The organism is Ruminococcoides sp., assembly GCF_057037865.1.
Map to the genome: position 1 here is coordinate 178,003 of NZ_DBLZMS010000003.1, position 13,790 is coordinate 191,792.

The window sequence follows — 13,790 nt, forward strand, 5'->3', positions numbered from 1 at the left end:
TCACCTTATTCGATATTCTGAACCTGTTCACGGATTTTTTCAATCTCACTCTTGATGTCAACAACCTTATGTGCAAGAATTGCATCCTGAACCTTTGAACCGATTGTATTTGACTCACGGTTCATTTCCTGAATGATAAAGTCAATTTTTCTGCCGACAGGCTCGTCATATTCAAGGAACTTTGAAAGCTGGTCAAAGTGGCTGCGAAGTCTTACGGTTTCCTCCGCAACGGCTACCTTATCCGCAAATACGGCAACCTCTGTGAGAACCCTCTGCTCATCAACCTTGACATCATTTTCAGCAAGCGTCTGCTTGATGCGTTCCATAAGTCTTTGTTCATACTCGGCAACAGTCTGCGGAGAACGCTCCTCAATTTCACCTACAACAGAAAGAATTGTGTTGGCTCTTGAAAGAATGTCCTCTTTCATCTTCTCGCCCTCTGTTTCACGCATTGCAACAAAAGCATCAACTGCTATCTTTGCGGCTGAAAGAACATCGGCAGTAATTTGATCCTCGTCCTCAGGCGCTTTGTGAACCGTAAAAACATCGGGAAAGCGTGAAAGTGAAACTGTTGAGACATCATTCGGAATATCGTACTTTTCACTGATTTCCTTAAAAGCGTTGATATATCCCGAAACAAGCTGATGATTAACAGTTACATCACAGGGTTCTTCATCGGACGCACCGATTGATACGAACATATCAATCTTGCCTCGTGAAACCCTTGAATTTACATAGTTTTTAAGTTTGTCGTCAAGAAATCCGTAACTTCTTGGGGTTCTGCAGGAAAATTCAAAATAGCGGTGATTCACGCTTTTGATTTCAACGGTAATCTCCCGGCCGTTGATAACGGTTTCACATCTTCCGAAACCCGTCATAGATCTGATCATTTCAAAAACTCCCTTCGTAAAATTATATTTTCGACATTTAAGCTTTATTTTTTTATATTTACATCAAATTTATCGGCATTTGTTTTCTACAACATAGATTATAGCACCACAGGCGATATTTGACAATGGAGTTATTACAAAACTGTAATAACTTTTTTTATTTACATCACAAAGGTGTGTGTGATATACTTAATAAGATAATTATACTTTATTGACAAAGGAATGATATTAATGTCAGGACATAACAAATGGAGTACAATCAAGCAGAAAAAAGGTAAGAACGATGCCGCAAGAGCTAAAGTATTTACAAAAATCGGCAGAGAACTTATTGTTGCAATCAAGGATGGCGGAAGTGCCGATCCTTCCGTTAACTCAAAACTCAAGGATTGTATTGCAAAAGCAAAGGCTGCAAATGTACCTAACGACAACATTGAAAGAATCATCAAGAAGGCGTCAAGCGATGCAGATTCAACAAACTACGAGGCTGTTACATATGAGGGCTACGGTCCAAACGGCGTTGCCGTAATTGTTGAGGCACTTACAGACAACAGAAACAGAACAGCAGGCGAAGTAAGACATTACTTTGATAAATTCGGCGGCAATATGGGTACACAGGGCTGTGTAAGCTTTATGTTCTCAAAGAAGGGCGTTCTCGTTATTGAGCGTGAGGACCTTGAAAAGGATGAGGATACCGTGATGAGCGATGCTCTTGAGTGCGGTGCATCAGACTTTGAGGCTGACGACGATGTATTTACAATTTACACAGAAACAGATGATTTCGGCGCTGTAAGAGATGAGCTTGAAAAGCTCGGCTACACATTCGTTTCTGCTGAAATTGAAATGGTTCCAAGCACATATACAAAGCTTGAGGACGAAGAAACTGCAACTAAGATGCAGAAAATGCTTGATATGTTCGAGGATAACGATGATATCCAGAATGTATGGCACAACTGGGAAATGGACTGATAAAGTTTATTTTTGAAAAAAATTAAACCGCTCCGATTGGGGCGGTTTTTGTTTTGTCAATTTTTTTGTCTTGAAATTAAGACAAGGTCACGGTTATCTGCTTCGCCGTCAAGGTTAAAATCGGCGGCTTTGAGGTATGCACCGTCTAATTCTGCATTATCACAGAGGTATTTTTGCAAAAGCGTGACATCCTTTGAATTTACATTGCCCTCACCCGTCACATCTCCGCAAACTGCAATAACATAAGTCTTTGAATCTATAACGGCAGTAAAGCCTGTTTTCAGCTTTCCGCTCTTTGCAAGAGTACCGTCCGCCTTATATACATTTTCGGCAGAAGTTTTGTTTTTGAAATCGGCAACGGTTTCTCCGCTGTAAATCCCGTAAACTATCCCGTCAGAAAACAGGTATTCGGAATTATTCGGTTGAATATCTGATTTAGAAGAATTGTGATTGTCGTTACTGCCTTTATTGCCACTTGTTTTCTTTTCTTCAAAATCACCCGAGCCAAATACCTGAACCGTTCCGTTATCAAGCAAAACAGCACATTGATTTTTGTAAGATACAACAGCAGTTGCTCTATCGGGAATTGACACGCTTTTTGTTTTTTCGGATGTTTTCAGATTAAGTCGATAATTCACGGCAGAATATATTTTTCCGTCAGATACCGAAACATTTTCTGCTGCGGCATTTGAAACATAATTCCTTGAATTATCTGACAGCGAAACAATAAACCCGTCTTCGTTTATAACTCTGTTTATTCCTGCGTTATAAATATTTTTAAATTCACCTGTATCGGCAACATAGGTTGATGACGATTGTGAAAGCTTGTAAATTGAACCGTCACAAAGTCTTGCGTATGACTTTCCGTTATTATTAAAAACCTCGTTTACATTGTCTGAAAAAGTTATTTTCGACTTTTTATCAGAGGAAAAATCCCTGCACGCAACATAAGATTTCAGGCTGTCGGTCTTGATATAGTAAATGCGATTATCGGTTACCGAAAAGGAATTGGTCATAAAATTTTCGTCAACAAAAGTGTTCTGTGAAACATTTCCGTTATCAAGATTAAGAGAATACACTGAATATTTATTAGTGAAAGCATCGTCAAAAACAAGTGCATAAGTGTAGCTTCCGCTCTGTGATACACTCCTTATCCGACCGCCGACAGAAAAATTGTATGCAGAAAAATCGGGCACAAGCCTTGCTGAAAACACTGTATTTCCCGAAAATGCGCACACAAATCCGCCCTTGCCGTTGCTGTCACTTTTTACAGACGAACAAGCGGCAAGGTCAGTCAGATTGTATTCATTATACGCACGGCTTCTGCACACACCGAGAAGTGTGATAAGCATAACAGCCACAGCAAGGGAAATCAGTCGTTTCATAGCCTGTACCCGATTAAATTAATTTAAAACAAAAGGGCATCCTTTCGGATGCCCACAAAAGTTCTGATTATTCAGCAGCTTCTTCAGACTTAGCAGGTGCCTGCTCGTCTTCAGGAAGAAGTGCACGCATTGAAAGGCTTACACGCTTCTTGTCAAAGTCGATTGCAGTAATCTTAGCTTCAACAACATCGCCAACCTTGAGTACATCAGCGGGCTTTTCAATTCTCTTGTTTGCAATCTGAGAAATATGGATAAGACCGTCAATGCCGGGGATGATGTTTGCGAATGCACCGAATGTTGTAAGACCGACGATTGTAGCCTTAACAACTGTTCCCTCGGGATAGTTATTCTTGAGGATTTCCCACGGATTGTCTTCAGCATTCTTGAAGCCGAGAGAAATCTTCTTTGTTTCCTCATTGATATCCTTTATGTAAACATCAACTGTATCGCCTACATTAACAACCTCGCTCGGATGCTTAATGTGTGTCCATGAAAGCTCTGAAATGTGAATCATGCCGAACACGCCGCCGAGGTCAACAAATGCGCCGTAGCTTGTAAGTGACTTAACAACGCCCTTGTAACGCTTGCCAACTTCGCAGGTTTTCCAGAATTCTTCACGCTGAGCAGCTCTCTGCTCCTTGAGTACGCTGCGGATTGAACCGATAGCTCTTCTGCGTCTGCCGTTCTGTGAAACTTCGATAAGTCTGAAATCAACATCCTGACCTACGAGGTCTTCAAGGCTCTCTTCACGAGTTGCTGTTGCCTGTGATGCAGGGATAAAGATTCTTGAGCCGTTGTAAAGAACGATTACGCCGCCCTTAACTGCCTCAGTAACCTTGCCGGAGAGAACCTCCTGTGACTCTGCCTTTTCTTTGAGCTCTTCCCAACCCTTCTGTGCATCTACTCTGCGCTTTGAAAGCATGATAGTGCCTTCCTGATCATTGGTCTTCATAATAAGAAGCTCAATAACATCGCCTACTTTAACTACATCTTCGGGTCTTGCGTTAGGATCGTTTGAAAGCTCTGAAGCAGGAATAAAGCCTGTCTGCTTTCTGCCGACATCTACCTGAACTTCGTTGGGAGCTATGCTCAGAACTGTGCCCATTACCCTCTCGTTTGTATTAAAGTTTTTGAGGGACTCCTCAAGCATCTCCTCAAAAGATGGTTCCAAATTTGTTTCACCGGATTTTACTTCACTCATTGTATCCAGTACCTCCTTTATTATCCTTGCAGGCGTTGAAGCACCCGCAGTTACGCCGATTGATTCGGCAACCGAAACCTTGTTTAAATCAAGCTCGGCAGCGGTTTCAATGAGAACCGTGTTCTCACACTGTCTTTTGCATATATCAAAAAGCTTTCCCGTATTGGAGCTGTGCCTGTCACCGATTACAACCATAAAGTCGGATTCGGCGGCAATCTGAGAAGCTTCGGTTTGCCTAACTTGCGTAGCATTACATATTGTATCAAATATTTTTGCATTTGTACATAGCTTTTTTATCTTTTTTACACATTTTTTCCATTCTTGTGTGTCAAATGTTGTCTGTGCGACAATTTGCACCTGTTTATTATTCTCTTTTAGAATATTTGGCAATAAATCATCAAGCTCTTCCTCGTTATTAAATGTGTAACAATCACTTGCACAATGACCTATTATACCGCAAACCTCGGGATGATTTTTGTTTCCTGCAATTAAAACGACATCATTTTCAGGGTTTGTGTTTGATACAATCTTGTGGATTTTTTTAACAAAAGGACACGTTGCGTCCTCAAAGTTAATTCCTCTTTTTACAAGAGAATCAATAACGCTTTTTTCAACTCCGTGTGAACGGATTACAAGCGTTGTATCGTCAGTAAGCTCGTCAACTGCTTTAACGGGAGTGCATCCTCTTTCTTCAAGCTCGTGAACCATTTCCATATTGTGGATAATAGGTCCGAGGGTTGCAACCTTTATTCCTTTTTCAAGCAGTTCATTTACGATATTGATTGCACGGTTGACGCCAAAGCAGAATCCTGCCGAATCAGCCTTTTTTATACTCAATTAAATCCTGCTCCCTCATTCTTTTGATTTCATCCATGATCATGGTTGTTGCACCTTTAAGCTCCCGTCTTCCGCTGTCCGGAGTAAGTCCGAGCTTTTCGGGTGTGAGAGGTTTGCCGAAGTGGATAACTCTCTTTGCAAATGTATGCTTTTTGTTTCCTACAATTGTGATGCAGGCAGGCACAACAGGGACCTGCATCTGCTGTGCAACAAGAGCGCATCCGCTGCGGGGGCGCATAAGTTCGCCTGTTTTGGAACGACCGCCCTCAATAAAGATTGTCATAATCTCGCCGTCACGGATAAGGTCTTCGCCTGTCTTGATAGCCTTGCCGTCACCTGCACCCCTTTCAACGGGGAATGCACCGAGCGCACGGATTAACGCACCGAAGAATTTATTTTTAAAAAGTTCAATTTTTGCCATAAAGAACAGTCTGCGCTTTTTCTGCGACAAACCGAGAAGAACCGGATCTGAATTTGATATATGGTTACTTGCAATAATCATGCCTCCAACAAGCGGAAGCGGCTCTTCAATTATAGTTTTATATCTGTACAAAAGTTTGAAAACAGGCTTGCAAACAGCTTTGCCGACTGCATAAAGTACCTTTGACTGACCCATCAGATATTCTCCTTTATAACGGAAATTATTTTTTCAACCGACTGCTCAAAATCAAGCTCTGTTGTGTCAACGGTAATGCAACCCTCGGCAGGCTTGAGCGGAGCTGTTTTGCGGTGAGTATCGTTGTAGTCACGGGTTATTACATCGTTTAAAATGTCGTCGTATTTTACATTCATACCCTTTTCAACAAGCTCCTTATATCTTCTTTCGGCTCTTGCCTCGGGGGACGCTGTAAGAAAAATTTTAACCTGTGCATCGGGCAGCACAACCGTGCCGATATCTCTGCCGTCCATAATTACATCATGCGTCTTTGCCATATTTCTCTGCAAATCAAGAAGATATGCTCTTACAATCGGTACAGCAGAAATTTTTGACGCCATCATTGATGCCTCCGGAGTTCTGATGAGTCCGGACACATCTTCGTTGTCAAGCAGAACAATCTGCTCGCCCTTTTCATTGAATGTTAGGTCAACTGTGATTTTTGAAAGCAAATTCTTTACCGCATTTTCATCTTCGGGAGCTACGGAGTTTCTTGTTGCCGACAGACCGATTGTGCGATAAAGCGCTCCTGTATCAACATAAATACAGTCAAGTGCCTTTGCAACTCTTTTTGCAATTGAGGATTTGCCTGCTCCTGCAGGACCGTCCAAAGCGATTGCTATTGACATAAATTACATCCTTTCAATCAAATATATTATGTATAATCAAATCAGATATATGCACTGTTTTCTCCGGCAAGCCGTCCTGTACTCCATGCAATCTGGAGATTAAAACCGCCTGTGTAGGCGTCGCAGTCGATTACTTCACCTGCAAAATACAGGCCGCTTACAAGCTTGCTTTCCATGGTTTTCGGGTTGATTTCGGAAGTTTTTACACCGCCTGAGGTTATGATTGCCTCCTCAATCGGTCTGAAACCGCTGATTTCAACCGTAAAGCATTTGAGAATTTCACAAAGAGCATGTCGCTCCTCTTTTGTAATTGAATTACACTTTTTGTCAAAGGGAACTCCCCAGCGTTTGAGAACGGGTACTATGATTTTTCTCGGCAAAAGCTTTGAAAATGCGTTTGAAACATCACGGTTTGAATTCTCTTTGAAATCGTTCTGAATACGCCTGTCGAGGTGTTCAAAATCAAGTGCCGGCTTGAGGTCAATTTCCGCAATATAACGGTCGGGCTGAATATCACGGATGTGAGAGCTTGCCGATAAAATCATCGGGCCGCTCATCCCAAAATGTGTAAAAAGCATTTCGCCGAAGTCGCTGTAAACAGTCTTTTTACTGTTCTTATCAACTATTCTGAGCGCAACATTTTTGAGGGCAAGTCCCTGCATATCCTTGCATTGTTTATCACCGGAAGTAAACGGCACGAGCGACGGTTTGAGCGGAACGATTGTGTGTCCTGCCTGTTTTGCAAGTGTATAGCCGTCACCTGTTGAGCCCGTAAGCGGATAGCTTTTACCGCCGCAACAGATAATTACGCTGTCGGCATAGTAGGTATTTTCTTCACACTTAACACCTATAACGGCACCGTCCTCAAGAATAAGAGCGTTTGCCGTATCACACACGATTTTACAACCCGATTCAACGGCATAATCATGCATTGTATCAACAACATCAACCGATTTATCGGATGCAGGGAACACACGATTTCCCCTTTCGGTCTTTGTTTTAAGTCCTTTGGATTCAAAAAATTCGATTGTATCCTCGGGAGTAAATGCATTGATTGCAGAATAGAGAAATCTTCCGTTCACGGGAACATTATTGATAAAAGTCTGCACATCGCAGTTGTTGGCAAGGTTACACCTTCCTTTGCCCGTTATCATAATTTTCCTGCCGACACGCTTGTTCTTTTCGATTATCGTAACTGATGCACCATAGAGCGCCGCAGTTGCACCCGCCATAAGACCTGCCGCACCTGCTCCGATTACCACAACTTTTTTACTTATCATCATCTTCTATATTACCCATTATTTCTCTGTCACGGTTGGTGTAAACTCCGTCACGGTTCCACACAAGTTCAAGTCTGCGGAATGTGTCGGAAACTTCATCCTTCTTTTTAAGCACGGTTGCAACAATAAGAGCGTTGATAAGGCTTAACGGTGCAACAAGTGAGTCTACAATTGACGCCATATCGCTTCTTGCAATAAGCACGGAATCGGCACTCTGAACAAGAGGAGAAACCATACTGTCCGTGATTGCAATTGCGTGAGCACCCCTTGAACGGGCAAAGTCCATTGCCTCAACCGACATTGAACTGTAACGGGGAAATGAAATACCGATCATAACATCTTTGTCGGTGATTCTGAAAATCTGTTCAAATGTTTCGGTTTGACTGCCGCTTGTGATAACACGCACATTGTCAAAAATCATTTCAAAATAGTATGCAAGGAAGTTTGCGATTGCGGCTGTTGAACGCACACCGAATATGTAAATACGCTCTGCCTTGCAAATTTCATCAACTGCACGGGCAAAATCCTCATGAGATGTTTCTTCAATTGTTCTGCGGATTTTATCGATATCCTGATTAAGAACGCTGTCAAGCACATTGTCATTGCCGATACGGTTGGAGGTAACTTCAATTCGCTGAACAGATGTGAGCTTGTTGCGAATCATCTCCTGCATTGCTTTTTGAAGCTTAGGGTAGCCGTCATAGCCGAGCTCGGTTGCAAAACGAACAACCGTACTCTCGCTGACTCCAACAGTTTCACCAAGCTTTGATGCGGTCATAAATGCCGCCTTATCGTAATGCTCTTCAATAAAAAGAGCAATCCTTTTTTGTCCCTTTGAGAGGGAATTCATCATTAAATCTATTCTTGTGAGCAAATGAGTAATCATTTTTTTAATATCTCCCATTATAAATAGTAAAAACAGACACACTGTCTTAACTAATTCATTTTAACACAAGAACTTGCAATTTACAATAAGATATAAATTAAATTATTGTAAATTTTACGAAATTATGAAATATGCGTCGGTTTATGTTGCAATAATAAATGTTGTATGGTAAAATTGTTTAACAGAAAGCAAATGACGGAGTTGATAAAAATGATAGCAGTTATTGATTACGGCGCAGGCAATATCCGCAGTGTTTACAAAGCGTTAAAGCATATCGGCTGTGAATGTGTGATTACAAGAGATAAAGACGAAATTATGAATGCAGACGGTGCTGTTTTGCCGGGTGTCGGTTCGTTTGGCGATACAATGGACACAATGAATTCATACGGCATTAAAGACACGGTTATTGAGTACATAAACAGTGAAAAACCGTTTTTAGGCATTTGTCTTGGACTTCAGCTCCTCTTCCCCGAAAGTGAAGAAAGTCCGAATGTAAAAGGTCTTTCGGTTTTTGACGGTGCAATCACAAAGATTCCGTCAGGCGAAGGCTTAAAGATTCCGCACATCGGTTGGAACAGCCTTAAAATCAATGAAAAGAGCAAACTTTTCAAAGGCATCGAACAGAATGCATACGTTTATTTTGTTCACTCATATTTTTTGAACGCAAGCGACAGGAGCATTGTTTCGGCTCAGACGGAATACGGTGTTACGATTGACGCCGCTGTTGAAAAAGGCAATGTTTTTGCAACTCAGTTTCACCCCGAAAAAAGCGGCAAAACGGGACTTAAAATTCTCAGAAATTTTGCTGACATTGTAAAAGGCAGGGAGGAATAAATATGTACGCAAAAAGAATAATTCCATGTCTTGATGTAAAAAACGGCAGAGTTGTAAAAGGTATGAGTTTTGTAAATCTTGTTGACGCAGGCGATCCCGTTGAATCTGCAATGCAGTATGACAAACAAGGTGCTGACGAGCTTGTATTTCTCGACATTACCGCATCAAGCGATTCAAGAAACATCACCATTGACATGGTTGAAAAGGTTGCAAATTCAATTTTCATTCCGTTCACGGTCGGCGGCGGTATCAGAAGCGTTGAAGATTTCAATGTTCTGCTCAGAGCCGGCGCAGACAAGGTGTCCGTAAATTCAGCCGCTGTTCATCGTCCCGAACTCATCAGCGAGGCGGCATATAAATTCGGCAGTCAGTGCGTTGTCGCCGCTATAGATGCCAAAAGAAACGGCGACAGCTGGGAAGTTTATGTGAACGGCGGAAGAACTCCTGTCGGTATGGATGCAATTGAATGGGCTGTAAAATGCGAAAAACTCGGTGCGGGAGAAATTCTCCTTACAAGCATGGACGAGGACGGTCAGAAAAAAGGCTATGACATTGCACTTACAAGGGCAGTTTCCGAAAAGGTGAACATTCCCGTAATTGCAAGTGGCGGTGCGGGCGCACTTGAGCATTTTTATGATGCTTTTACGGAAGGCAAGGCTGACGCAGTCCTTGCGGCATCACTTTTTCACTTTGGTGAAATTCCGATTCCCGAACTTAAAAAATATCTCAACGAAAAAGGAATTCCCGTAAGGCTTTAATTTACATACAAGGTTTATACAAAAGGCGGTTATGCAGAATATGCACAACCGCCTTAAAAGTTTTTAAGATTAAATTTTATCGTTTAAGCAAGATTAACTATGATTTTCTGAATCAATGTTGCATCTGTAATCTCAATAATGCCGTTACCGTTTACATCGGCAATCTTCATTGTTTCTGCGTCAAAATCTTCAAGCTTTACGATGTATTTCTGAACAAGTGTTGCATCAACAACAGTTACACTGCCGTCACGGTTAACATCGCCTTTGAGAGTTTCATCCGATGAAGAAGAACCTACAACGAATGTCTTTGTTGACTCTGCCTTGTTGCCGTTTGCATCAACTGCAACCACACCGATTGAATATGTGCCGTCAGCCGACGGAGTCCATACACATGAATCTGTGTTTGAGTTCTGAACTGTTTCACCGTTAACTGTGAATGAATAAGTTACATCACCTGTAGCGTGATAGCTTTCTGCCAAAAGTGTGACAGGTGTGCCTGCACTCTGTCCCGAATTGAGGTTTGCACCGAAGTTAACCTCAAACGGAGCTTCGTTTACTTCTGTGTCGGGAAGAAGCGCACCGATTCTTGCAAGCGGAACTGTGATATTGTCAATATCTTCTTTCTCGTGTGAGGTTGAAGGATCGTAGCTGTACTCAAGATTTGCCTGATCGAGCATTGAGGGATCATGCGGAAGTGTATCCATACCCGATGTGCCGTATGTAAGAATCTGCATTGCACCGATACCCTGTGTTTCAATGTAGTTGCGGTCAATACCTAAAGTATTGAGCGGAACTGCAATTTCGTAAACATAGCCGTATGAGTTCTTGTAACCTTCATCGAAGAAGTCAACCCAGTTTGAGTTCATATCGAGGTTATCTCCTGATACTCTTGAACCCTTTGGAGCGTTGATACCGAAGATTGATGTACTCTTTGTTCCGTTAGCGTATTTGATTTTAAATCCGTTTTTATTGTCCTGAGCCTGAAAGCTTGTTACACCGATCGGAATTCTTGTGTCATAGTTGAACATATATGTTCCGTCTGTGTCCTGAGTATCCGCCTTGAAGATTGAAGCGCCGCCGTTTGAGTTGTTGGAGTCAAATGCAACAAGTGTGTCTATATGAGTTGTAAAGCCTGTGCCTCCATCTTTTGCAGTGCCGTTTGTGCAACCCCATACGAATGGATTGGTATACACAGAACCGTCCTTGTTTGTACCTACTGCCTTGCCTGTTGCCTGCTTTGCAGGGTCAATTGACAGAGCAAGATACATAGGAATACTGTTTCTCCAAGGACGAGCCTCATTTGATGCGGCGAAGTTGTCCTCGGGAGAAGTTATGTATGTTGTGTTAGCCATTTCAAGCAGGAAATAAAGATTATCGTCATCCCATGCACTGTAGAGAGCATAAGCATCCCACGGCTGTTCATGCATTGAAGAAGGCATATAAACTCGGGGATCATCGTTTGCAACACCCTGAGCAATAATCATTGAGCTGTCCCAGTCGCTTAAATCACCGTCAACAGAGATTGTCTTATGCTTGCCGAGCTGCATTTCAGGGTTTGTGCCGTAATAGCCGCTCTCAGGCGCTGTTGTGTGGCCGTCTGATTTAGCGGAGAAAGTTGTCTTTGACGCTGTAAAAGTCTTTTTGAAGGTATATGTCTGCTCCGTTTCAACCCCGTCTGCACCTGTTGCATAAAGTGTAAGCGTAACTTTTGAATTGCCGATTTTGCCCTCACCGACTTTTACCGAATCACCGTTTGCAAACTCTTTCTTAGCTGAACCGTCAACTGAGTAATAGCCCTTGTCGGCATTCTTTAACGCAAGCTTTACATCAAGTGATTCTGTTGAAAAAGACGTATTGTTTGCTGTAAGTGTATAACCGTAAGCGTGATCATCAGGCTTGCCGTAATCAATCCACTGCTTTTCGGCTGTGAGCATTTTGCATTCGCCGGCTTTGAGTGAAAGACCTGCTGCCTCAGGATACTGCTCCTTGCCGTTGCCTTTTTCAAGACCGTTGTTGAAGATGATTTTTTCCGATTTAAAAGAAGACGCAAAGCTTGCCTTATAAAGACCGCTGTCCTCTTTTGTCATAAGCTCTCCCGGCCATTCGGCATTTTCCTTTGTGCCGTATGCGTAAACATAAACATCCTTCCATCCGTACTTTGAGTTGTCAAAGTACACCTCTGAACCTGACGATGTTGCTGCCGAAACACCACCTGCCGACACGACAAGTGCTGAAAGCACCATGAGTGCGGCAAGAATAATGCTCGTGATTTTTCTTGTTCTTTTCATTTTGATTCCTCCATTTCATAATTGTGGGCAATGTGATTGCTTTTATTATAGCATTTTGCACTTGTTTTTTCAATTCATTATCACATTTTTGTTTCTTTGTACAAGTTATTGCGCAGAGTTTTGTAGACTTAATTAAATAAAGCTTATTTTTGACTATATTGCAACATATTTTAACCATAAAAAATCCGCTGACATAAACTGTCAGCGGATTTAATGTTTTGCAAAAACAATATTTAAATAATCAGTTTTCTTTTCTGTAGAAAGGTTCAACACCCTTTACTGCATTTTTTGCAAAATCCATTGAATACGGCATCATTGAAAGCTGGATTTCATCGTCAAGGAACGGATTTGCAACCTTGCTGATTGCATCGAATGTGCTTTCCATATCACCGAAGAAATCAACCACGATGAAGTAGCTCTTTTGACCGTTCTGCTCAATCAAGCGAAGATATGCGGCATTTACTGTCGGCTCTGTGCTGAAATGATTAATAAGAGCAGCCATAAGATCAATCGGGTATTCTTTGGGCTCGCCGAGACTGATTGGTGAACCCGGTTCGATTGTCTGATTTTTGAGTTTCATATAGTCCTTCTGCTGTTTGAAAGAATGAACCATCTGTTTCGGGAATGTTACGCTCTTTCCGAAAGGATTGATTACAAAGCCCTTTACATCAGCCTGAGGATCCATTACCATCTGGGCAATACTGTCAAAGTCTGTAACAACCTTCTGTGCATTTTGAGTGTCTTTCCACTTGAAAAGTTCGTCTGTGTCCGTAAATACACCGAAAAACTTTTCCTTGTTGCCGTTTTCAAGAAGTCTGAACTGAACCTGGGTTGACTGCTGCATAACAGTCTGACCGTTGGTTGTCTTAGCCTCTGTCTTTGGTGTTACCTTTGCAGGGAGAATGAATTTCGCCTTCATAACCTCATCAATCATCTTGTTGATGTTTTCGGTTGTGTTGTCATCCTGCATCTTTTCAATAGCGGCTACGAGGTCTGGATTCTTGATTTCCTCTGCCGGCACCTTGCTTCCTTCCATTTTTGCGCCTTTAAGTTCGCTCATGCTTTGTTACCTCCGTTATTCTGCTGTATGATTTTTGTAGGGAAATACTGCAAATCGTTGGATATTCACCGTCAAAGAAAATAATATTCGGTGAATTCAAATCTCTTTTGATTATGCAGTC

At 42.0% G+C, this 13,790-nt stretch carries 12 protein-coding genes; 3 read left to right on the forward strand and 9 right to left on the reverse strand.

From position 1 onward, the window contains the following. Positions 1-5: 5 nt before the first annotated feature. A complete protein-coding gene (locus AC2HW8_RS04275) occupies positions 6-890 on the reverse strand; it encodes a YicC/YloC family endoribonuclease (protein WP_101069639.1) in 885 nt (294 codons plus the stop codon). Between the two features lie 231 nt (positions 891-1,121). Here AC2HW8_RS04275 and AC2HW8_RS04280 point away from each other — a divergent pair, with 231 nt between their 5' ends. Next, positions 1,122-1,856: a YebC/PmpR family DNA-binding transcriptional regulator gene (locus AC2HW8_RS04280; RefSeq protein WP_021884021.1), complete on the forward strand. Its 735-nt coding sequence runs from the start codon at positions 1,122-1,124 to the stop codon at positions 1,854-1,856. Between the two features lie 56 nt (positions 1,857-1,912). Here AC2HW8_RS04280 and AC2HW8_RS04285 read toward each other — a convergent pair whose 3' ends face one another. The 6 genes from AC2HW8_RS04285 to AC2HW8_RS04310 all read right to left on the reverse strand — a co-directional run bounded on the left by AC2HW8_RS04285 (position 1,913) and on the right by AC2HW8_RS04310 (position 8,729). Further along, complete coding sequence (locus AC2HW8_RS04285; protein ID WP_484327193.1) at positions 1,913-3,241, reverse strand: dockerin type I repeat-containing protein; 1,329 nt, start codon at positions 3,239-3,241, stop codon at positions 1,913-1,915. 67 nt (positions 3,242-3,308) lie between these two features. Further along, a complete protein-coding gene (locus tag AC2HW8_RS04290) occupies positions 3,309-5,279 on the reverse strand; it encodes a bifunctional 4-hydroxy-3-methylbut-2-enyl diphosphate reductase/30S ribosomal protein S1 (protein ID WP_484327194.1) in 1,971 nt (656 codons plus the stop codon). Then, positions 5,260-5,895, reverse strand: coding sequence for a lysophospholipid acyltransferase family protein (locus tag AC2HW8_RS04295; RefSeq protein ID WP_101069642.1), 636 nt, complete (start codon positions 5,893-5,895; stop codon positions 5,260-5,262). Before AC2HW8_RS04295 ends, AC2HW8_RS04290 begins: the two co-directional genes overlap by 20 nt. Further along, the gene (gene cmk / locus AC2HW8_RS04300; RefSeq protein WP_021884025.1) at positions 5,895-6,563 is read right to left on the reverse strand and encodes a (d)CMP kinase; all 669 of its coding nucleotides are present in this window, start codon (positions 6,561-6,563) and stop codon (positions 5,895-5,897) included. Before cmk ends, AC2HW8_RS04295 begins: the two co-directional genes overlap by 1 nt. A gap of 41 nt (positions 6,564-6,604) precedes the next feature. Beyond that, positions 6,605-7,846 carry a BaiN/RdsA family NAD(P)/FAD-dependent oxidoreductase gene (locus tag AC2HW8_RS04305; RefSeq protein ID WP_021884026.1) on the reverse strand — a complete coding sequence of 414 codons (1,242 nt, stop codon included), beginning with the start codon at positions 7,844-7,846 and terminating at the stop codon, positions 6,605-6,607. Next, positions 7,833-8,729, reverse strand: coding sequence for a MurR/RpiR family transcriptional regulator (locus AC2HW8_RS04310; RefSeq protein WP_015523733.1), 897 nt, complete (start codon positions 8,727-8,729; stop codon positions 7,833-7,835). The genes AC2HW8_RS04305 and AC2HW8_RS04310 overlap by 14 nt, the downstream gene beginning before the upstream one ends. Positions 8,730-8,939: 210 nt before the next feature. On the opposite strand from AC2HW8_RS04310, the gene hisH reads away from it, so the two are divergent. Continuing rightward, a complete protein-coding gene (hisH, locus tag AC2HW8_RS04315) occupies positions 8,940-9,563 on the forward strand; it encodes an imidazole glycerol phosphate synthase subunit HisH (RefSeq protein WP_021884027.1) in 624 nt (207 codons plus the stop codon). 2 nt (positions 9,564-9,565) lie between these two features. Beyond that, positions 9,566-10,321, forward strand: coding sequence for an imidazole glycerol phosphate synthase subunit HisF (gene hisF / locus AC2HW8_RS04320; RefSeq protein WP_015523731.1), 756 nt, complete (start codon positions 9,566-9,568; stop codon positions 10,319-10,321). Between the two features lie 83 nt (positions 10,322-10,404). Here hisF and AC2HW8_RS04325 read toward each other — a convergent pair whose 3' ends face one another. Together AC2HW8_RS04325 and AC2HW8_RS04330 are read right to left on the reverse strand one after the other, a co-directional pair. Beyond that, complete coding sequence (locus AC2HW8_RS04325) at positions 10,405-12,609, reverse strand: starch-binding protein (RefSeq protein ID WP_484327195.1); 2,205 nt, start codon at positions 12,607-12,609, stop codon at positions 10,405-10,407. A gap of 241 nt (positions 12,610-12,850) precedes the next feature. Further along, on the reverse strand, positions 12,851-13,669 hold the full coding sequence (locus AC2HW8_RS04330) for an enhanced serine sensitivity protein SseB (protein WP_021884029.1): 819 nt from the start codon (positions 13,667-13,669) through the stop codon (positions 12,851-12,853). Positions 13,670-13,790 lie beyond the last annotated feature (121 nt).

Excerpts from the sequence above, each read along its gene's own strand:
- AC2HW8_RS04275 (WP_101069639.1), bottom strand. The coding sequence starts at position 890 with ATGATCAGATCTATGACGGGTTTCGGAAGATGTGAAACCGTTATCAAC.
- AC2HW8_RS04280 (WP_021884021.1), top strand. The coding sequence starts at position 1,122 with ATGTCAGGACATAACAAATGGAGTACAATCAAGCAGAAAAAAGGTAAG.
- AC2HW8_RS04285 (WP_484327193.1), bottom strand. The coding sequence starts at position 3,241 with ATGAAACGACTGATTTCCCTTGCTGTGGCTGTTATGCTTATCACACTT.
- AC2HW8_RS04295 (WP_101069642.1), bottom strand. The coding sequence starts at position 5,895 with ATGGGTCAGTCAAAGGTACTTTATGCAGTCGGCAAAGCTGTTTGCAAG.
- cmk (WP_021884025.1), bottom strand. The coding sequence starts at position 6,563 with ATGTCAATAGCAATCGCTTTGGACGGTCCTGCAGGAGCAGGCAAATCC.
- AC2HW8_RS04305 (WP_021884026.1), bottom strand. The coding sequence starts at position 7,846 with ATGATGATAAGTAAAAAAGTTGTGGTAATCGGAGCAGGTGCGGCAGGT.
- AC2HW8_RS04310 (WP_015523733.1), bottom strand. The coding sequence starts at position 8,729 with ATGATTACTCATTTGCTCACAAGAATAGATTTAATGATGAATTCCCTC.
- hisH (WP_021884027.1), top strand. The coding sequence starts at position 8,940 with ATGATAGCAGTTATTGATTACGGCGCAGGCAATATCCGCAGTGTTTAC.
- hisF (WP_015523731.1), top strand. The coding sequence starts at position 9,566 with ATGTACGCAAAAAGAATAATTCCATGTCTTGATGTAAAAAACGGCAGA.
- AC2HW8_RS04325 (WP_484327195.1), bottom strand. The coding sequence starts at position 12,609 with ATGAAAAGAACAAGAAAAATCACGAGCATTATTCTTGCCGCACTCATG.
- AC2HW8_RS04330 (WP_021884029.1), bottom strand. The coding sequence starts at position 13,669 with ATGAGCGAACTTAAAGGCGCAAAAATGGAAGGAAGCAAGGTGCCGGCA.